This window comes from Geomonas anaerohicana (genome assembly GCF_016458305.1).
Classification (GTDB): Bacteria; Desulfobacterota; Desulfuromonadia; order Geobacterales; family Geobacteraceae; genus Geomonas; species Geomonas anaerohicana.
The window spans coordinates 19,366-36,514 of the sequence record NZ_JAEMHL010000012.1 but is presented as its reverse complement, the minus strand read 5'-3'; the positions used below and the strand labels follow the sequence as shown (position 1 = coordinate 36,514).

General features: G+C 62.4%; 22 protein-coding genes. 19 read left to right on the top strand and 3 right to left on the bottom strand.

Translation table 11 applies throughout. The features are described 5' to 3' along the window. Positions 1 to 68 precede the first annotated feature (68 nt). The 12 genes from rpsP (at position 69) to rsmI (ending at position 7,777) form a co-directional block, all read left to right on the top strand. Complete coding sequence (rpsP, locus tag JFN91_RS18310) at positions 69 to 335, top strand: 30S ribosomal protein S16 (RefSeq protein WP_135869506.1); 267 nt, start codon at positions 69 to 71, stop codon at positions 333 to 335. A gap of 50 nt (positions 336 to 385) precedes the next feature. Beyond that, positions 386 to 616 (top strand): KH domain-containing protein, encoded by a 231-nt coding sequence (locus JFN91_RS18305; RefSeq protein WP_129124527.1) that lies wholly within the window; start codon positions 386 to 388, stop codon positions 614 to 616. Positions 617 to 619: 3 nt separating this feature from the next. Continuing rightward, positions 620 to 1,138, top strand: coding sequence for a ribosome maturation factor RimM (gene rimM / locus JFN91_RS18300; protein WP_199390594.1), 519 nt, complete (start codon positions 620 to 622; stop codon positions 1,136 to 1,138). After that, positions 1,135 to 1,887 (top strand): tRNA (guanosine(37)-N1)-methyltransferase TrmD, encoded by a 753-nt coding sequence (gene trmD, locus JFN91_RS18295; RefSeq protein ID WP_199390593.1) that lies wholly within the window; start codon positions 1,135 to 1,137, stop codon positions 1,885 to 1,887. The genes rimM and trmD overlap by 4 nt, the downstream gene beginning before the upstream one ends. Then, complete coding sequence (locus JFN91_RS18290; protein ID WP_199390592.1) at positions 1,884 to 2,453, top strand: RNA methyltransferase; 570 nt, start codon at positions 1,884 to 1,886, stop codon at positions 2,451 to 2,453. Before trmD ends, JFN91_RS18290 begins: the two co-directional genes overlap by 4 nt. Positions 2,454 to 2,548: 95 nt before the next feature. Beyond that, positions 2,549 to 2,905, top strand: coding sequence for a 50S ribosomal protein L19 (gene rplS / locus JFN91_RS18285; RefSeq protein ID WP_183351097.1), 357 nt, complete (start codon positions 2,549 to 2,551; stop codon positions 2,903 to 2,905). A gap of 294 nt (positions 2,906 to 3,199) precedes the next feature. Next, complete coding sequence (locus tag JFN91_RS18280) at positions 3,200 to 3,886, top strand: ribonuclease HII (protein ID WP_199390591.1); 687 nt, start codon at positions 3,200 to 3,202, stop codon at positions 3,884 to 3,886. A gap of 96 nt (positions 3,887 to 3,982) precedes the next feature. Then, the gene (locus tag JFN91_RS18275) at positions 3,983 to 4,360 is read left to right on the top strand and encodes a YraN family protein (protein WP_199390590.1); all 378 of its coding nucleotides are present in this window, start codon (positions 3,983 to 3,985) and stop codon (positions 4,358 to 4,360) included. 201 nt (positions 4,361 to 4,561) lie between these two features. Then, on the top strand, positions 4,562 to 5,002 hold the full coding sequence (locus JFN91_RS18270) for a DUF4149 domain-containing protein (RefSeq protein WP_199390589.1): 441 nt from the start codon (positions 4,562 to 4,564) through the stop codon (positions 5,000 to 5,002). Positions 5,003 to 5,187: 185 nt separating this feature from the next. Further along, entirely contained in the window at positions 5,188 to 6,039 is an 852-nt protein-coding gene (locus tag JFN91_RS18265; protein WP_199390588.1) for a nitrilase-related carbon-nitrogen hydrolase, read from the top strand. Beyond that, the gene (locus JFN91_RS18260) at positions 6,039 to 6,860 is read left to right on the top strand and encodes an NAD+ synthase (RefSeq protein WP_199390587.1); all 822 of its coding nucleotides are present in this window, start codon (positions 6,039 to 6,041) and stop codon (positions 6,858 to 6,860) included. Before JFN91_RS18265 ends, JFN91_RS18260 begins: the two co-directional genes overlap by 1 nt. Positions 6,861 to 6,946: 86 nt before the next feature. Continuing rightward, complete coding sequence (rsmI, locus tag JFN91_RS18255) at positions 6,947 to 7,777, top strand: 16S rRNA (cytidine(1402)-2'-O)-methyltransferase (protein WP_199390586.1); 831 nt, start codon at positions 6,947 to 6,949, stop codon at positions 7,775 to 7,777. A gap of 154 nt (positions 7,778 to 7,931) precedes the next feature. Here rsmI and JFN91_RS18250 read toward each other — a convergent pair whose 3' ends face one another. From JFN91_RS18250 to JFN91_RS18240, 3 genes are all read right to left on the bottom strand, one after another. Next, entirely contained in the window at positions 7,932 to 8,267 is a 336-nt protein-coding gene (locus tag JFN91_RS18250; RefSeq protein ID WP_199390585.1) for a tRNA-binding protein, read from the bottom strand. A gap of 1 nt (position 8,268) precedes the next feature. After that, the gene (ltaE, locus tag JFN91_RS18245) at positions 8,269 to 9,288 is read right to left on the bottom strand and encodes a low-specificity L-threonine aldolase (protein ID WP_199390584.1); all 1,020 of its coding nucleotides are present in this window, start codon (positions 9,286 to 9,288) and stop codon (positions 8,269 to 8,271) included. Between the two features lie 283 nt (positions 9,289 to 9,571). Then, positions 9,572 to 11,164 (bottom strand): glucose-6-phosphate isomerase, encoded by a 1,593-nt coding sequence (locus JFN91_RS18240; protein ID WP_199390583.1) that lies wholly within the window; start codon positions 11,162 to 11,164, stop codon positions 9,572 to 9,574. Between the two features lie 385 nt (positions 11,165 to 11,549). Here JFN91_RS18240 and JFN91_RS18235 point away from each other — a divergent pair, with 385 nt between their 5' ends. The 7 genes from JFN91_RS18235 (at position 11,550) to JFN91_RS18205 (ending at position 17,146) form a co-directional block, all read left to right on the top strand. Beyond that, positions 11,550 to 12,020, top strand: a complete 471-nt coding sequence (locus tag JFN91_RS18235; protein ID WP_199390582.1) for a hypothetical protein — start codon at positions 11,550 to 11,552, stop codon at positions 12,018 to 12,020. Positions 12,021 to 12,277: 257 nt separating this feature from the next. Next, positions 12,278 to 13,246: a polyprenyl synthetase family protein gene (locus JFN91_RS18230; RefSeq protein ID WP_199390581.1), complete on the top strand. Its 969-nt coding sequence runs from the start codon at positions 12,278 to 12,280 to the stop codon at positions 13,244 to 13,246. A gap of 240 nt (positions 13,247 to 13,486) precedes the next feature. Continuing rightward, positions 13,487 to 13,747: a hypothetical protein gene (locus JFN91_RS18225; protein ID WP_246405045.1), complete on the top strand. Its 261-nt coding sequence runs from the start codon at positions 13,487 to 13,489 to the stop codon at positions 13,745 to 13,747. A gap of 347 nt (positions 13,748 to 14,094) precedes the next feature. Then, a complete protein-coding gene (locus JFN91_RS18220) occupies positions 14,095 to 15,456 on the top strand; it encodes a sigma-54-dependent transcriptional regulator (RefSeq protein WP_199390580.1) in 1,362 nt (453 codons plus the stop codon). After that, positions 15,456 to 15,971: a TlpA disulfide reductase family protein gene (locus JFN91_RS18215; protein WP_199390579.1), complete on the top strand. Its 516-nt coding sequence runs from the start codon at positions 15,456 to 15,458 to the stop codon at positions 15,969 to 15,971. The genes JFN91_RS18220 and JFN91_RS18215 overlap by 1 nt, the downstream gene beginning before the upstream one ends. A gap of 60 nt (positions 15,972 to 16,031) precedes the next feature. Continuing rightward, the gene (locus tag JFN91_RS18210; RefSeq protein ID WP_199390578.1) at positions 16,032 to 16,748 is read left to right on the top strand and encodes a cytochrome c biogenesis CcdA family protein; all 717 of its coding nucleotides are present in this window, start codon (positions 16,032 to 16,034) and stop codon (positions 16,746 to 16,748) included. After that, entirely contained in the window at positions 16,745 to 17,146 is a 402-nt protein-coding gene (locus JFN91_RS18205; protein WP_199390577.1) for a VOC family protein, read from the top strand. Before JFN91_RS18210 ends, JFN91_RS18205 begins: the two co-directional genes overlap by 4 nt. Positions 17,147 to 17,149 lie beyond the last annotated feature (3 nt).

Genomic DNA, 17,149 nt, shown 5'->3' with positions numbered 1-17,149 from the left:
TACCAAAACCGTAAACACAATACACGCAATGGCGGATCTCAAGGATCCGAGAACACCAGGAGGAAGAAATGGCAATAAAGATCAGACTTGCACGTGCGGGCGCTAAGAAGAAACCCTTTTACCAGGTAGTGGTTGCTGACTGCCGTAGCCGCAGGGACGGGCGCTTCATCGAGAACGTCGGTACCTACGACCCGAACAAAAACCCGGCGGTTTACAACCTGGAAGAAGGGAAGACTCTGGAGTGGCTCGGCAAGGGCGCTCAGCCGACCGACACCGTCAAGCAGATCCTGAAGAAGACCGGCATCTGGGAGAAGTTCGTCGCCCCTGCCGCTTAATATCTCTTAGTACCGGCCAGCCGGCATCCCACACTACAGAGGATAGCGACATGAAAGAGCTTGTTGAGACCATCGCCAGGGCACTCGTAGACGATCCTACCCAGGTGAAAGCAACCGAGGAGTTGGAAGAAGAGACCAACGTAATCAAGCTGACCGTCGCAAAAGAGGACATGGGGCGTATCATCGGCAAGGAGGGTCGCACGGCAAAAGCGATCCGTACTTTGCTCAACGCTGTCTCAACAAAGGATAACAAGAAAGCCATCCTTAAAATCGTAGAGTGATAGATGTCTGGTAGTAAAAAGTTATTGATTGGCAAGATCCAGGGTACACACGGGATCAGGGGACAGTTGCGGGTCATTCCCTTTGCGGGGGATGCTTCGAGTATCTCGCAGTTAACGTGCGTTTTCATCAAGTCTCCGAAAGGGGCCATGGAAGAGTTCTCCGTGGTTTCCGCCAAGCCCAACGGCAAAAGGATCATCCTGACCCTGAAGCCGTTTGACAACATCAACCAGGTGCTGCACCTGGTCGGCAGCGAGATCTACGCCGACCGGGTGGCGCTCCCGGAACTCCCTGACGACGAGTTCTACTGGTCCGACCTCCTGGGGCTCCAGGTGGTAACGTCGGACGGGGAAGAGCTGGGTGAGCTGGTCGATATCATTGAAACCGGCAGCAACGACGTCTACGTGGTCAAACACCACGGGCGCGAGGTACTCATCCCCGCGCTCGAGGACGTCGTATTGTCTGTTGACCTGGCGGCAGGTCGCATGACGGTCTCTCTTCCCGAGGGGCTGCTCGATCTATGAAGTTCGACATCCTGACCCTGTTCCCGGCCATGTTCGAGGGACCGATGACCGAGAGCATCCTGAAGCGCGCGAGCGACAAGGGGCTCATCGAGATCGGTCTGCACAACATCCGCGACTGGGCCTTTGACAAACATGCCACGGCCGACGACTCGCCTTACGGCGGGGGCGCCGGGATGGTGATGAAGGTCGAGCCGCTCGCGGGCGCCATCGAGGCGGTCAAGGAAAAGCGGCCCGGCTCGAAGGTGATCCTCACCACACCGGGGGGGCGGCCCTTCACGCACCAGGTGGCGCAGGAGCTTTCCCGCGAGGAAGGGCTCATCATCATCTGCGGCCGCTATGAAGGGGTCGACGAGCGGGTACGGACCCTGTTCGTGGATGACGAGATCTCCCTGGGCGATTTCGTCCTGACCGGCGGAGAGATCGCCGCCATGGTGATCGTCGACGCGGTGTCCCGGCTGGTGCCGGCGGTACTGGGGCACGAAGAGTCGGCCCAGTACGATTCATTTGCAGACGGGCTTTTGGAGTACCCGCAGTACACCAGGCCCCCCGAATTCAGGGGCGAGAAGGTTCCCGACATCCTCCTTTCCGGCAACCATGCCGAGATCGCCAAGTGGCGCAGGAAGGAACAGATCAGGAGAACGCTCGCCTCACGTCCCGAACTCCTCGACGGGATCGAGTGGAGCAAACAGGACAAGAAACTTCTGAAGGAGCTGGGGCTGGATCCCCACCTGACCAAGGGGACGGCATGACCTCGGCGGCGAATTTCAGCATGGCGCTGATCCACTTCCCGGTGTACGACAAGCACAAGGACGTGGTGGCGACCTCGGTAACCAACCTGGACATCCACGACATGGCGCGGTTGACCCGGACCTTCGGTCTGGCCCGCTACTACATCGTGACCCCGGTTGAGGAGCAGATAAAGCTCGTTGGGAAGGTGCGGGAGCACTGGCTCACCGGTTGGGGTTCCACCTACAACCCCAAGCGGAAGATGGCGCTGGAAACGCTGCAGTGCGAAGAGTCGCTGGAGTCGACCATCGCCGACATCGAGAGCCGCACCGGGCGCAGGCCCAAGGTCGTCGTCACCGGCGCCTCCGGCAGGCCCAACAGCGTGAGCTTCGCCGAACTGAAGGGGCTCATCGACGCCGACCCCGAGCAGCCTTACTTGCTGCTGCTGGGAACCGGCTGGGGGCTCATCGAGCAGGTGTTCAACAAGAGCGATCTGGTGCTGGAGCCGATCAAGGGGGCGGGTGAGTACAACCACCTCTCGGTACGTTCCGCGGCATCGATCATGCTGGACAGGCTTTTCGGGCGCTAGGCGCCGGACGCATAGGTTAGTAGTCGAGTAACGCAGGTTCACTGTCAGTATTAAGTCTTATGACTAGAGGTTCCAGATAAGGGAGGAAGTACCAAATGAACAAGATTGACGCAATTGAAATGGCACAGATGAAGAAGAACATCCCGGTTTTCGTTCCGGGCGACACCATCAAGGTGCAGGTAAAGATCGTCGAGGGCGACAAGAGCCGTATCCAGGCTTTCCAGGGCGTTTGCCTCGGCCGTCAGAACGGCGGTATCCGTGAGTCCTTCACCGTGAGGAAGATCTCCAACGGCGTTGGCGTTGAGAGGGTGTTCCCGCTGCACTCGCCGTCCATCGAGGCGATCGAAGTAGTGACCCGCGGCCAGGTTCGTCGTGCGAAGCTGTACTACCTGCGCAAGCTGCGCGGCAAGGCTTCCAGGATCAAAGAAAGGAAGTACGTCGCCGCTCAGTAAGGGCACGAGATTCCGTAAAAGCCCCGGTCCGGCGACCGGGGCTTTTTTTATTATTGCTGTGCGGCAGAAGGGACTGGCTCCGTCAGGTGCCTGTCCCTCTCAAAAGTCCCCGAAGGGGGATTTAGGGGGATTTGTTTGTGGTAGCAAGGCAAATCCCCCCCGCCCCCCCTTCGCAAAGGGGGGAACTCTGGGGCACGTGCATCACTTCGGCGGAACGTTCCTTTCAACTCAGCCAGGTTCTTAAGTAATAAGGGGACAGGCACCTGACGGAGCCAGTCCCCACCACGGATTGCTATGACAGGTCTCTTCGACACACCTGATTCCCCCATCGACTTGCTTGCCCTGGAAGGGCAGGCGCTGCGGCGCGGTTACGCGCGCATCGCCGGCGTGGACGAGGCCGGGCGCGGGCCCTTGGCGGGACCGGTGGTGGCCGCGGCGGTCATCCTCCCCACGGGGATGCTCCTCCCCGGGGTGAACGACTCCAAGCAGCTCACCGAGGAGAAACGGGAAGAACTCTTCGACGTCATCTACCGCGAGGCCTTAGCGGTCGGCGTCGGCATCGGCGATCACGCCCTCATCGACCGCATCAACATCCTCCAGGCCACCCTGACCGCGATGAGCGAGGCGGTGCGCGGCCTGAGCATCACCCCCGATTTCCTCCTCATCGACGGCATCTCCAGCGTTCCCATGAACATCCCGCAGCGCACGGTGAAGAAGGGGGATTCCCTGAGCCTTTCCATCGCTGCCGCGTCCATCATCGCCAAGGTCACCCGCGACCGGATGATGGTGGAGTACGACGCCCGGTTCCCCGGCTACGGTTTCGCCAGCCACAAGGGGTACGGCGCGGCCACCCACCTGGCCGCCATCGCCGAGCTCGGTCCCTGCCCGATCCATCGCAGAAGCTTCAGCGGCGTCAAGGAACACTGTCCCGCCGAGCCGGGTGCAGCCTCCGACGCATCCAGCGGTCTTTTCTCCTTCTAGCACCACTATTTTCCCATTCTCAGCTATCCGCTCACTGGAGTTGCTGTTACACTGTTGTCTTGTTCACCGGACGGCACAATCTCTGCGGGGGCGGCTATGCCAGTCAGCAACAGCAACGGCTCTGTCGGCGGGACCGGCGAATCCATCGCGGCGACCTACCTCAAAGGGCAGGGCTTCAAGATAGTCGAATGCAACTTTCGCTGTACCTGCGGGGAGATCGATATCGTTGCCAGGGACGGGCGCACCATCGTCTTTGTCGAGGTGAAGTGCCGCAAGAACGACAACTATGGACCGCCGCAACTCGCGGTGACGCCGTTCAAGCAGCGCCAGATCTCCAAGGCCGCGCTGGTCTGGCTGTCCCGGAAGAAGTTGTATGATGCCGAGGCACGTTTCGACGTGGTCGCCATCATGCTGCACGACCACGACCTGCCGGACATCGAGCACATCCGCAACGCCTTCGACCTCGCCTACTAGGTGAGAAGGACCGACGGAATCTCGTTCCCTCCCCCGGAGGGGGAGGGGTAGGGAGGGGGCGCACAGCGGCTCATTCAGGCTTCCCCCCACCCAGCCTCCCCCCTCCGGGGGGAGGGGCGTTGGAGAGGAGAGCTCCTTTTCTGTGGTCCAGCATGGCTTGTCATGCAATGAACTGATGAACGATCCAAGGAGGAAAACGTAATGCAGGTTGTCGCAGCAATCTACCGTCTGGCCATCTCCCTCTGGCTGGGAGGCGCCGCCCTTTTCACCTTCGTGCTCACCCCCATCCTGTTCCGCTCCGAGAGCCGTGACGTCGCCGCCCGCATCGTCGGGCTCTTCTTCCCCGGCTACTTCCGCTGGGGCGTCGCCTGCGGCCTCGTCGCCATCGTCTGCCGCGTGGTCATGGGCGGCAAGGGGACGGTCCCGGCTGCGGTCATCATCGCGGTCATGCTGACGCTCTCCTCCATCCAGGCCTTCTACATCGAGCCCAAGGCGGCCGAGATCAAGAAACAGATCCCGTCCTTCGAGACCACGCCCAAGGAAGATCCCATGCGCCGCCAGTTCTCCAAGCTGCACGGCGTCTCCGCGGTCTGCAACCTCTCGGTCATCGCCGGCGGGGTGGCACTGGTCATACTCCTCTAGCGGCAAGCTTTTGTTCCCTCCCCCGGAGGGGGAGGGCAGGGGAGGGGGAATCAGCCGCAAGCCCCCCTCCCGGCCTCCCCCCTCCGGGGGGGAGGAGGAAAGCCCCGTTGCCTTTTCCAGAGCATTGAGGTTTACAAAGGCTCTTTCGCTGTGCTAGTAATGAGAAAAAAATTGCGGAGAAGCTCATGGATTTTACCGTTGCCCTGGCCCAGATAAAGCCTAAGCTGGGCTGCCTGGACGACAACATGGCGCTGGCCGAGGCCGCCATCGAGAAGGGTATCGCAGCCGGCGCCGACCTGGTCGTTTTCCCCGAGTTGGCCCTGACCGGTTACTTCCTGAAGGACCTGGTGCCCGAAGTTGCACTGCGCCTGGACTCCCCCCAGATAGAGAGACTGAAGAAACTTTCCGAGCGGATCTCCATCGCCATCGGCTTTGTCGAGGTTTCGGCCGACTTCCGTTTCTTCAACTCTGCGGTCTACCTCGAGGGCGGCGAGATCCGCCACGTGCACCGCAAGGTCTATCTCCCCACCTACGGTCTTTTTGACGAGCAGCGCTACATGGCCCGCGGCGAGCGCTTCCGCGCCTTCGATACCCGCTTCGGCCGCATCGGCATGCTCATCTGCGAAGACATGTGGCACCTCTCCGCGCCTTACATCCTGGCCATGGACGGCGCCATGACCCTCATCTGCCTCTCCTCCAGCCCCGGCCGTGGCATCACGGAATCCGAGGGGCTCGGTTCTGCCGCGGCATGGCAGAAGCTCACCACCACTACCGCCATGTTCCTCAACTGCCGGGTCTTCTACTGCAACCGCGTCGGCTACGAGGACGGCATCAACTTCTGGGGCGGTTCCGAGGCGATCTCACCTTCCGGCGAGATGACCGACCGCGGCGTCATCCTCGAGGAGGACTTCGTGCTGGCCAAGGTGGATGGCGGTGCGCTCCGGCGCGAGCGGATCTTCTCCCCGATGATGCGGGACGAGAACCTGGCCATCACCGTGAAAGAGTTGAAACGCATCGACAGGGAGAAAGACTGCTAATGGGCGGGTTGACTGTTAATACGAAGCTGTTGCGCCAGATCCTGGTTGGGTTCGTGCGCGACGAGGTTTACAAGGTCGGGGTGCGCAAAGGTGTGCTCGGCCTCTCCGGCGGCATCGACTCCGCGCTGGTCGCCTACATCGCGGCCGAGGCGCTCGGGCCGGAGAACGTACACGCGTACTGCATGCCGTACCGCACCAGCAATCCGGAGAGCGAGGCCCACGCGAGGCTGGTCGCCGAGAGCCTGGGGATCAACTTCAAGGTCATCGAGATCACCCCGATGATCGACGCTTATTTCACGATGACCCCGGATGCCGACAACATGCGGCGCGGCAACAAGATGGCCCGTGAGCGCATGACCATCCTCTATGACCACTCCGCGGCCGTCGGCGGTTTGGTGCTCGGTACCAGCAACAAGACCGAGCTCCTTCTGGGTTACGGCACGCTGCACGGCGACATGGCGAGTGCCTTGAACCCCATCGGCGATATCTACAAGAGCCAGGTCTGGGCCCTCTCCGAAGCAATGGGGGTGCCGAGCGAGGTGATCGAGAAGAAGCCGTCCGCCGATCTCTGGGCCGGGCAGACCGATGAGCAGGAGCTTGGCTTCACCTACCGCGAGGCCGATGAACTGTTGTACCGCATGGTGGACCAGCGCATGAGCCGCGAGGAGTTGATCTCCGCCGGTTTCGACTCCGCCTTCATCGACAACGTGCATCGCAAGGTGCAGGGAAGTCACTTCAAGCGCCGCCTTCCCATTATCGCCAAGGTCTCCAACCGCACCATTGACCGCGACTTCCGCTACGCGCGGGATTGGGGGAAATAAGAACCCGTTCAACGTTCAACGTTCGACGTTTAAAGCCATTCTTGGTTTTAACATTGAACGTTGAACGTTGAACGTGTTTTGTCGTTATGTCCGGAACTCTCTACATAGTCGCCACCCCGATCGGGAACCTCGAGGACATCACGTTGCGCGCCCTGCGCATCCTCAAGGAGGTGGACCTGGTCGCCGCCGAGGACACGCGCCACTCGCGCAAGCTCCTCACCCACTTCGGCATCTCCAAGCCGCTTACCTCCTACTTCGACCACAACAAGGAACTGAAGGGGGACCAGATCCTGGACCGCCTGCGTGAAGGGCAGAGCGTCGCCCTCATCACCGACGCGGGCACCCCCTGCATCTCCGACCCCGGCTACCAACTGGTGCGCGACGCGGTGGCCGACGGCATCGCCGTGGTCCCCATCCCCGGCGCCTGCGCGGCAGTCACCGCGCTCTCGGCCTCCGGACTCCCCACTGACTACTTCAGCTTCGCAGGCTTTCTCCCCAACAAGCAGGGGAAGAGGCGGGAGCGGCTGCAGACGCTTGCTAACGAGCGGGCGGTGCTGATCTTCTACGAATCCCCCAAGCGGCTCTTGGCGACGCTGGAGGATATGCTGGAGACGCTCGGGGACCGCGAGGTGGTGGTGGCGCGGGAACTGACCAAGATGTACGAGGAGTTTCTGCGCGGCAGCCTGTCGGTGCTGGTTGAAGAGGTGCGCGGACGGGAGGTGCGGGGCGAGGTGGCCATACTGGTCAGCCCCGCGCAGAAAGCGGAGGCCGACGACGGCCCGGGAATGGAAGAGCTACTGCAGAAATACCTGGGATCGGGGGAGATGTCGCTGAAGGATGCGGTGAAGCGGGTGACTCAGGAAACCGGTCTCCACAAGAGCGCGGTCTACGCGGAGGCTTTGCGCATTAAAGGTTAAATCCACCTGACGTTGGTGCCGGCGGTCAACTCTCCTCCCCCTGGAGGGGGGAGGTTGGGAGGGGGGATCCTTTCAATGAGCCGCCTCTTCCCCCTCCCTAGCCCTCCCCCTCCGGGGGAGGGGACGTTGCTACTTGTATGGGGATGCGGAGGGGTCAACAGAGCCTGCTGCCATTGGGGACCTTGCGCTCGGGGGCGGCCAGGACGATGTCGCCGTTCTCGTCGGCGAACCCGGTGATGAGCACCTCGGAGAAGAAGCGCCCGATCTGCTTCTTCGGGAAGTTGCACACCCCGATCACCTGTCTTCCCACCAGTTCTTCACGCGTGTAGTGCTTGGTGATCTGCGCGCTGGACCTTCTCACGCCGGCCTCCCCGAAATCCACCACCAGCTTGTAGGCGGGCTTTCTCGCCTCCGGAAACTCCTCCACCTCCAGCACGGTCCCCACCCTGAGCTCCACCTGCTCGAAATCGTTCCACGTTATCTCGGCCATGTCACTTGCCCCGGTTCGCGAAGAAGCGTTTGAAGGCGGCGACGGTGCGCTCGACGCCGGCGCCGTCCACGTCAAGATGGGTAACGAGACGGATCACATCGCCTCCCCCGATCAGGATCCCTTCTGCTGCCAAGGCCTCACGCAGGGCAGGTGCGGTTCCGGCCGGCGGGGTGACGAAGAGGATATTGGTGCGGGCCCGGCTCACCAGGAGTTCATCGATGTGGCCGAGGCCGGTGGAGAGGAGTTCCGCGTTCTCATGGTCCTCGGCAAGCCGCTCCACGTTGTGCTGCAGGGCATAGATGCATGCGGCGGCCAACAGGCCCGACTGCCTCATGCCGCCGCCGGCGACCTTGCGCCAGCGGTGCGCGCGGTTGATCAGGTCGGCGCTGCCGCACAATACCGAACCGACCGGCGCCCCCAGTCCCTTGGAGAGGCAGACCGACACCGAGTCGAAGTGCTGCGCGATCTCCCGCACCGGCACCCGGAGGTACACGGCGGCGTTGAAGACGCGCGCGCCGTCAAGGTGCAGGGCGAGGCCCAACTCTTTAGCCACGCCCGCCGCTTCAGCGAGGTAGGGGAGGGGGAGCACCCGTCCCCCCTGTGTGTTCTCCAGGCAGAGCAGCCTGGTCACCGCGTGGTGGTGGTCCGCCGGCTTGACGGCGCGGCGCACCTGGTCCAGGTTCAGCGTGCCGTCTTCGTCGAAGTCCAGGGGCTGGGGCTGGATGCCGCCGAAGATGGCGCCGCCGCCTCCTTCCCAGCGATAGATGTGTGCGTCCTGCCCGGCGATGTACTCGTCGCCGCGCCCGCAGTGGGAAAGGAGCGCGGTCAGGTTGCTCATGGTGCCGCTGGGGACGAAGATCGCCTTCTCCTTGCCCAGCAGTTCGGCTGCCATTGCTTCCAGCCTGTTAACGGTGGGGTCCTCGCCGTAAACGTCGTCCCCCACATCGGCGGCTGACATCACGCGGCGCATGGCCTCGGAAGGGCGTGTAACGGTGTCGCTTCTCAGATCTACTGTCTTCATCTGCTCCTCTGTATCCGGTGTTTGAAGGTGCGTGCTTATAAGTCCCCCTTTGCGAAGGGGGATTTAGGGGGATTTGCTTTGTTTGGGGAGAGGCAAATCCCCCCTGTCCCCCCTTTCACAAGGGGGGAACGTTATTGCTTCGTCTCGTCTTTTTGAGGGGACGCAGCCGCGGAATTACAGAAGAACCTGGCCCTGGGGGACGGGGTGGAGCAAAAGATAGCGCCAATCAGGTTTGTGCTATGCGCCTTTGCGTCCTTGCGCCTTTGCGTTAAGGATGGTGATTTTACCTGGCGGCGCGGAACCTGTTCTCCCAGACTTTTTCTTCGGTGGTGGCGCTCACCCCGTGAACGGGGTTGGCGGCCAGGTGCCGCAGGATCATGAAGACGGTTTCCACCTCTTCGGGACGCGCCAGGGTCATGGCCATGTCCGCGCAGGTGAAGTCGCGCTCCGACTGGCGGCGCAGCATCTCCAGGATTTCCCCCTGCAGCTTGAGCACCGTCCCGGCCGCCTTCTTGCCCGCCTCGACCCCCGGCTGGTGGTACGCGTTCACGTTGATGAGCGAGGCGTAGAGCCCGACCGCCCGCTCGTAGAGGGCAATCAGCGCGCCGATGCTGGCGGGCGAGATTTCGCGGATGGTGATAGTAACCGATTCGCGATCCTTTTCATAGAGGGCTGACCTGGTGCCCTGGAAAAAGCCGGAAAGGTAATCCCCGGAGGTAGCTCCCGGCTCGACCAGCATGGATGCCCCCTCGCGGTCCTTAAGTACTTCGATGAAGGTGACGAAGAAGTTGGGAACCCCTTCGCGCAGCTGCTGCACGTAGGCGTGCTGGTCCGTGGACCCCTTGTTGCCGTAGACCGTGATCCCCTGCAGCACCTTCTTGCCGTCCCGGTCCAGTTCTTTGCCCAACGACTCCATGATGAGCTGCTGCAGGTAGCGGGAAAAGAGGAGCAGGCGGTCCTTGTAGGGGAGCAGCACCATGTCGCGCTCACCCTTGCCGGCGGTGGCGTGAAACCAGGACAGGGCTAGCAGCGCCGCGGGGTTGTCCCGGGTGCTGCGGCTGCGGGTCGCCTGGTCGCAGATCCTGGCGCCGGCCAGCAGCCGGTCGACGTCGATCCCCTGGAGTGCTGCCGGGAGCAGGCCCACCGCGGAGGTGACCGAGGTGCGACCGCCGACCCAGTCCCACATGGGGAGGGTTCCCAGCCACCCCTCCTGCGAGGCGGTGCGGTCCAGTTCGCTGTCGCTGCCGGTCACGGCGACCGCGTGGGCGGCGAAGTGGAGCCCCGCTTTTTCGAAGGCCTGACGGGCCTCTAGCATCCCGTTGCGGGTTTCCTTGGTGCCGCCGCTTTTGGAGATGACGACGGTCAGTGTCCGCTTGAGCCCGGAGCCGATTTCGGCGAGCACCTTGTCCATGCCGTCGGGGTCGGTGTTGTCGAAGAAGAAGACTTTCATGCGGTCCTGCGCGCTCCCCAGGCTGTCCGCGACGAATTGCGGTCCCAAAGCTGAGCCGCCGATGCCCACGACCAGCAGGTTCTCGAAGCGGTGCCCGTCGGGTGCCGCAATGTTGCCCTGGTGGACCGACGAGGCGAAGGCCTTCACCGAGGCGAGCGCCGCCTTGATCTGCTCGGCAAGCTCCGCCGTCGGCGCCAGTTCCGGCGCACGCAGCCAGTAGTGCCCAACCATGCGCTGCTCATCGGGGTTCGCTATCGCTCCGGCTTCCAGTTCGGCCATTTCCTCGAAGGCCTTCTGCAGACGCGGTTCCATCTGGTCGAGGTAGGAGTCGGGAAAGTTCATCCGGCTGGTGTCGACGCTAAGCTCCAGTTCGGCATGGTGGTAGAGCCGGTTTTTGTAGCGCTCCCAAAGCTGCAGCTTTTGCATGTTGCCTCCTGCGTTGATTAGGGCGTTGCCCGCTTCGTTCTCATGTGCGTCGGGGCATGATACCATAGATTAGTTTTTATTCAAGTATGAGGCGGCACAAGCCCTGGTCTTTAGGTCAGGCCCGCTGCCGGCGCAGTAAAATAGCCTCCCTGGGTGTGATGTGCACAGTCGGGCGCGCACTGTGCAACTTGTGAACAAAAACGGCCGTCGTCAACAGGGCGCGGGCGCGGGCGGGTTGGTGGGAAACCTGCGGTAAAACGGCGACTTGCAGCGGGTGGCGGCTGGTGCGCGGAGTTGGTACGGCAGTTGTATTGGAAAAGGTGCCATCAAAAAGAACAGGGGGCGCGTTGGCCGCTTGGTTCGTACCGCAACTGGGAGGTGGGGCATGGTAACCAATCATAGAGGGGCTTGTACGGCGAAGGACGGGTTCGGGGCGATGGAGGTGGTGCTGGTCAAACGGCAACAGCCTCCCAGCGCTGAACGGATAGCCGTGGTGTTGACCGTGGCCTACGATCCGGATGTCTGGCAACTGGTGAACGAGGAGATGGACCAGATAGCAGCCAACGTGATGAGGGTGAGGGATATGAACAAGGACCGCAAGATACACGTGGAAGAGAGCGCACAGCTTTTCGAAAAAAGCCTGCAACCGTTTTTCACCCTGATCTCCGCGACCTCCAAGGAGCACGTCATGGACAAGCTCTCGGTCTCGCTCCGAAAGGCGTTGCTGCTCATGGCGATGGAGCGCTACGACTGCAACCGCGAAAGAATGTGCCGTGCCTTGGGGCTGACCAAGGCGAAGCTGGAAAAGGAACTGAAGCTCTGCGGCCTGGTAACCCAGGAGCAGTGTGCCGCCTGATACCGGGGGCGGGGCCGCGCGGCCCCGCCCTTTTCTCGCTCTTCCGAGCACCCCGTCCCCCCTCTTTCCCCCGCTGCCGCCCCCATCTGCGTAGACGAAATGCCTTGAATAATGAATACGGATTTGCTAGAGTGCTCCGTCGTTTCCCATTAAAATTCCCAGCTCCAGCTGGTGCAAAAAACGGCGCGATTTCGTGCCGTTAATAATTTCTAAGCGTAACACTGCCCTAGTGCGAGTCGCAGAACCGAGGCCTTATTATGGATGCAGCGCTTGCCCTGATCGGGGAAGATCTCAAAAACGTGGAACTGCAGTTCAAGAAGGATCTGCAGTCGGATGTCCCGCTGATTCGCAAGGTGGGCGAGTACGTGCTTTCCAGCGGCGGCAAGAGGATCCGTCCCGCGCTGGTGCTGCTGGCGGCCAAGCTGTGCGGTTACCACGGCAGCCGCAGCGTGCCGCTGGCCAGCGTGGTCGAGTTCATCCATACCGCCACCTTGTTGCATGACGACGTGGTGGACAACGCCAACCTGCGCCGTGGCCTCGCCTCCGCCAACACCCTCTGGGGCAACGAAGCCTCGGTACTCGTCGGCGACTTCCTCTTTTCCAAGTCCTTCTCGCTCATGGTGGCCGACGGCGACCTGGGCATCCTCAAAGTCCTCGCTGACGCCACCACCATGATCGCCGAAGGCGAGGTGCTGCAGCTCGTTTGCACCAGCGATCTGGAAATCACCGTGGAGCGCTACATCGAGGTGGTGCGCAGCAAGACCGCCATCCTGCTCTCGGCGGCCTGCGAGGTGGGCGCCATCCTCGGGGGCGCGGCACCGGAGCTCCGGCAGGCGGTCGCCGACTACGGCATGGACCTCGGCATCGCCTTCCAGCTCATGGACGACACCCTCGACTACACCGCCAGCGAAGAGCAGTTCGGCAAGAGCATCGGGCATGACCTCGAGGAGGGGAAGATCACCCTGCCGCTGATCCATACCCTGAAGCTGTGCAGCGAGGCGGAACGCGACTTCATCGCGTCGGTGGTGGAGAAGGACCTGCTCTCGGACGAGGACTTCGGCCAGGTGCTGGCCCTGGTGCAGCGCTACGGGGGCATCGAGCACACCGTCGCCTCCGCCGGCGAACACGTCGCCCTCTGCAAAAAGCACCTGGAGAAGTTCCCCGCCTCGGCCGCGAGGGACGCCCTCGCCGAGTTGGCCGACTACGTGGTGACCCGCTCCAAGTAGTTTCGTCGCCCGCCGTCATTTAGCGGTTTAGACGTCAAAATTTCGGAAAAGGACAGAGTTTTGTCGCTTTGTCCTACTCTTAATGAGCGCCAGTTATTCGGCGCTCATTTGTTTTCTTCAAGCCTGATTGCGCCTTTCCGCAGCGCGAAGCTCCGCTCGCCCCGCCAGTCCTTTCCTTGGTCCAGTTCTTGCTGTTTCATCCCTGTCTTCTTATTCAATGTTATGTTCCGGGGGGGAGATGTGGACGAAGAGATGCTGTTGCACTCGTCTGAACTGGAAGTGAACGGAGAGGTTTTTAGCATAAACATCTTCTGCAGCGCCGCCGGGCGCTTCTTCGCCAAGACCTGTCTGGGCGAGGACGACTTCATCATCACCGATGGACCCTCGCTGCCGGAGACGCTGAAACGGCACGAAGACCTGCTGCCGCTGGCGGTGGGCACCCGTGAACTGACCCAAAGCTACTTCGGTGGACCACGCAGACCCCGGGGGCGCCGCCCCTAGCGTTGCCCGGTCCCGTGGCGTAGCTGCCCCGCCCGCACAGAGCCGGGCGCTGACCCTGGTGCCGCTCGCTCGAGCGGTGTCGCCGTCCTCTTTTTCCCTCGCATCCCCCTTGCCCCATCCGCACCGGTTCCCGTTGTATCGAATCCCACTTCTCATGTGACTTCCGCCGCAGCTTCTTGACCGGTCGTCCCCGCACCCCGCATCCTTCGTGGCTTCGGCTGCCCCGCCCCAGCGCGAGCGCTGGCGCGAGCTTAGGTTCATTATAAAAAGGGTTGCCCTGAGGGGGCAAATCGGTTAAAAATTGAGCTGTCTCCTTTACGACCCCTTTTATCCTCATCCGGGAAACCATGCCCCCAAAGATACTGATCATAGACGATGACAGCTCGCTCAGGCGCGTGCTCGAGTACAACCTGCAGCAGGAAGGGTACGACGTGTACACCGCCGCTGACGGTTCGACCGGGCTGCAGTACTTCGAGGAGAAGTCGCCGCAGCTGGTGATCACCGACCTCAAGATGCCGGGCATGACCGGGTTCGAGGTGCTTTCCGCCATCAAGGAGCGCGCCCCCTCCACCGTGGTCATCGTCCTGACCGCCTTCGGCGCCATCGACACCGCCGTCGAGGCCATGAAACTGGGCGCCTTCCATTACCTCACCAAACCTTTCAACAGGGAAGAGTTGAAGGTGACCGTGCTCAAGGGACTCCAGCTGCAGGGGCTCTCCGAGGAGAACCGCCTGCTCAAGGAGGAGCTCTCCGGCCGCACCGAGTTCAAGAGCATCGTCGGGACCTCCCGCGCCATGGAAGGCGTCTTCTCCGTGGTGCGCAAGGTGGCCGACACCGAGGCCACCGTCCTCATCACCGGCGAATCCGGCACCGGCAAGGAGCTGGTGGCTCGCGCCATCCATTCCGGGAGCTCGCGCCGGGCCGCCCCCTTCGTGGCGGTCAACTGCGCCGCCATCCCCCGTGACCTCCTGGAAAGCGAGCTGTTCGGTCACGTCAAGGGTGCCTTCACCGGCGCCATCCGGGACAAGGAAGGGAAGTTCCAGATGGCCGACGGCGGTACCATCTTCCTGGACGAGGTGGGGGATCTTCCCCTGGAACTGCAGCCCAAGCTGTTGCGGGTCCTGCAGGAGCGCGTGGTGGAGCCGGTCGGGGGGACCTCGCTGCAAAAGATCGACCTCAGGGTGGTGGCGGCGACCAACGCCGACCTCGAGCGCTGGATCGCCGAGGGTAAGTTCCGCGAGGACCTCTACTACCGGCTTTCGGTGATCCCGGTCCAGCTCCCGCCGCTGCGGGAAAGGGTCGAGGACGTGCCGCTATTGATCCGCTACTTCTGCACCAAGTTCGGTGCCGAAGGGGTGACCTTCACCAAGGAGGCGCTGGCGAGGCTCAAGGAATACGCCTGGCCGGGGAACGTGCGCGAGCTGGAGAACACGGTGGAGCGGCTTCTCATCATGCGCGAGGGGGACCAGATCGGGGTGGACGAGCTTCCCGCCAAGATATCCGCGGCGGCGCCTCCTCCCGAAGGCGGCGTGCTCAGGCTGCCGGCCGGCGGGTACTCGCTGGAGCAGCTCGAGATGGAGGTGGTTCTGGAGGCACTCAACCGCTGCGACTGGAACCAGACCGCCGCGGCGCGCTTTCTGCGCATCCCGCGCCACACGCTGATCTATCGGATGGAAAAGTACAACATCACTCAACCGGGGAGGAAATGATGAAACGCTTGATCGCCGCCGTGCTGCTGTTAGCCGCGCTGGCCGCCGCGGGGTGCGCCAAGAAACAGGCTGAACTGCCTGCCGTCGAGGGGAACGCCGCCCCGGATTTCACCTTGAAGGATCTCTCCGGCAAGCCGGTGCAGCTCTCCACCTTGAAGGGCAAGCTGGTGCTGGTCAACTTCTGGGCCACCTGGTGCCCTCCCTGTCGTGAGGAGATCCCGTCCATGGTCAAGCTGAACCAGGCCATGCAGGGTAAGAACTTCCAGATGCTCGCCATCTCCATCGACGAAGGGGGCAAGGGGGCCGTCGAAGACTTCTTCAAGCGCGGCGGCGTGACGCTCCCCGCCCTGCTCGACACCGACGGCCAGGTCTCCAGGCGCTACGGCACCACCGGCGTCCCCGAGACCTTCGTGGTCGACCCCAAGGGCGTGATCAGGAAGAAGGTGGTGGGCGGGCTGGACTGGAGCCACCCCGAGGTGATCCAGGCACTGCAGGACCTGATGAACGGCAAGTAACGACCATAGCCCGCCCCCGCGACTTGCGGGGGCACAACCGCTAAAGGCCAGGAGGAAGGTATGGAAACGAACAACATCAGCATGATCGGCGCTTTCGTGGCGGGGCTGCTGTCGTTTCTCACCCCCTGCGTCCTGCCGCTTATCCCGTCCTATATCACCTACATCACCGGGCTTTCCTTCGCCGACTTGAACGCCGAGCACCCAAGCCACAAGGTCCGGCAGCAGACCATCATCCACTCCCTGCTCTTCATCGCCGGCTTCACCTGCGTCTTCGTGCTGCTGGGTGCGTCGGCGACCCTGGTCGGGGACTTCCTGCACGAGCACAAAACCGCCATCCGGCGCGTGGGCGGGATCCTCATCGTCATCTTCGGCATCCACGTCTCGGGACTGTTCGACATCACCATGCTCCTGGGCGAGAAGAAGCTGACCCTGCACAGAAAGCCTGCCGGCTACCTGGGGAGCTTCGTGGTGGGGGTCGTGTTCGCCGCCGGCTGGACCCCCTGCATCGGACCGATCCTGGCCACCATCCTGGCGGTCGCGGCCACGGAAGGGCGCGGCGTCTGGCTCTTGTTGTCCTACTCCATGGGGCTCGCCATCCCGTTCTTCATCGCGGCGCTCGCTCTGCACCAGTTCCTGATCTTCTTCCGCCGCTTCAAGCGGCACATACGGCTCTTCGAGATCATCACCGGGGCGTTCATGGTGGTGGTCGGCATCCTGATCTTCACCAACTCGATGGTGCTGATCAGCAGGTACACGAGCGCCTGGTTCGGCGAGTGACGGCGGCTCTTGCCATCCAGCTCTGCGTGTCGGACCTCGACACCACCGAGGCCTTCTACGCGGGGATACTGGGCCTGCCGGTGCAACGCCCGGTCACGACGCCGGGGGCGCCGGAACACCTGCTTCTGGAAACGGAGGAGATTCAGATCATCTTCGTGGAGGATGCGGCGGTGGCGCAGCTGCATCCCATCCTGCAGGCGCGCCTGGAGGGGTTCCCGCGCGGGGTGGGTATGACGCTGCATCTCGTGGTGGAGGGGATCGAGGATATCTACCAGGAACTGCAGGAAGAGGATCTGGAGATCCTCTATCCCTTGGAGCGCAAGCCGTACGGGACCTACGAGCTGTGGTGCTTCGATCCCGACGGCTATCTGATCGTTCTGGAAGAGCCGGTCGATTGACCG

Coding starts and splice junctions, on each gene's coding strand:
- rpsP (WP_135869506.1), top strand. CDS start 69: ATGGCAATAAAGATCAGACTTGCACGTGCGGGCGCTAAGAAGAAACCC.
- JFN91_RS18305 (WP_129124527.1), top strand. CDS start 386: ATGAAAGAGCTTGTTGAGACCATCGCCAGGGCACTCGTAGACGATCCT.
- rimM (WP_199390594.1), top strand. CDS start 620: ATGTCTGGTAGTAAAAAGTTATTGATTGGCAAGATCCAGGGTACACAC.
- trmD (WP_199390593.1), top strand. CDS start 1,135: ATGAAGTTCGACATCCTGACCCTGTTCCCGGCCATGTTCGAGGGACCG.
- JFN91_RS18290 (WP_199390592.1), top strand. CDS start 1,884: ATGACCTCGGCGGCGAATTTCAGCATGGCGCTGATCCACTTCCCGGTG.
- rplS (WP_183351097.1), top strand. CDS start 2,549: ATGAACAAGATTGACGCAATTGAAATGGCACAGATGAAGAAGAACATC.
- JFN91_RS18280 (WP_199390591.1), top strand. CDS start 3,200: ATGACAGGTCTCTTCGACACACCTGATTCCCCCATCGACTTGCTTGCC.
- JFN91_RS18275 (WP_199390590.1), top strand. CDS start 3,983: ATGCCAGTCAGCAACAGCAACGGCTCTGTCGGCGGGACCGGCGAATCC.
- JFN91_RS18270 (WP_199390589.1), top strand. CDS start 4,562: ATGCAGGTTGTCGCAGCAATCTACCGTCTGGCCATCTCCCTCTGGCTG.
- JFN91_RS18265 (WP_199390588.1), top strand. CDS start 5,188: ATGGATTTTACCGTTGCCCTGGCCCAGATAAAGCCTAAGCTGGGCTGC.
- JFN91_RS18260 (WP_199390587.1), top strand. CDS start 6,039: ATGGGCGGGTTGACTGTTAATACGAAGCTGTTGCGCCAGATCCTGGTT.
- rsmI (WP_199390586.1), top strand. CDS start 6,947: ATGTCCGGAACTCTCTACATAGTCGCCACCCCGATCGGGAACCTCGAG.
- JFN91_RS18250 (WP_199390585.1), bottom strand. CDS start 8,267: ATGGCCGAGATAACGTGGAACGATTTCGAGCAGGTGGAGCTCAGGGTG.
- ltaE (WP_199390584.1), bottom strand. CDS start 9,288: ATGAAGACAGTAGATCTGAGAAGCGACACCGTTACACGCCCTTCCGAG.
- JFN91_RS18240 (WP_199390583.1), bottom strand. CDS start 11,164: ATGCAAAAGCTGCAGCTTTGGGAGCGCTACAAAAACCGGCTCTACCAC.
- JFN91_RS18235 (WP_199390582.1), top strand. CDS start 11,550: ATGGTAACCAATCATAGAGGGGCTTGTACGGCGAAGGACGGGTTCGGG.
- JFN91_RS18230 (WP_199390581.1), top strand. CDS start 12,278: ATGGATGCAGCGCTTGCCCTGATCGGGGAAGATCTCAAAAACGTGGAA.
- JFN91_RS18220 (WP_199390580.1), top strand. CDS start 14,095: ATGCCCCCAAAGATACTGATCATAGACGATGACAGCTCGCTCAGGCGC.
- JFN91_RS18215 (WP_199390579.1), top strand. CDS start 15,456: ATGAAACGCTTGATCGCCGCCGTGCTGCTGTTAGCCGCGCTGGCCGCC.
- JFN91_RS18210 (WP_199390578.1), top strand. CDS start 16,032: ATGGAAACGAACAACATCAGCATGATCGGCGCTTTCGTGGCGGGGCTG.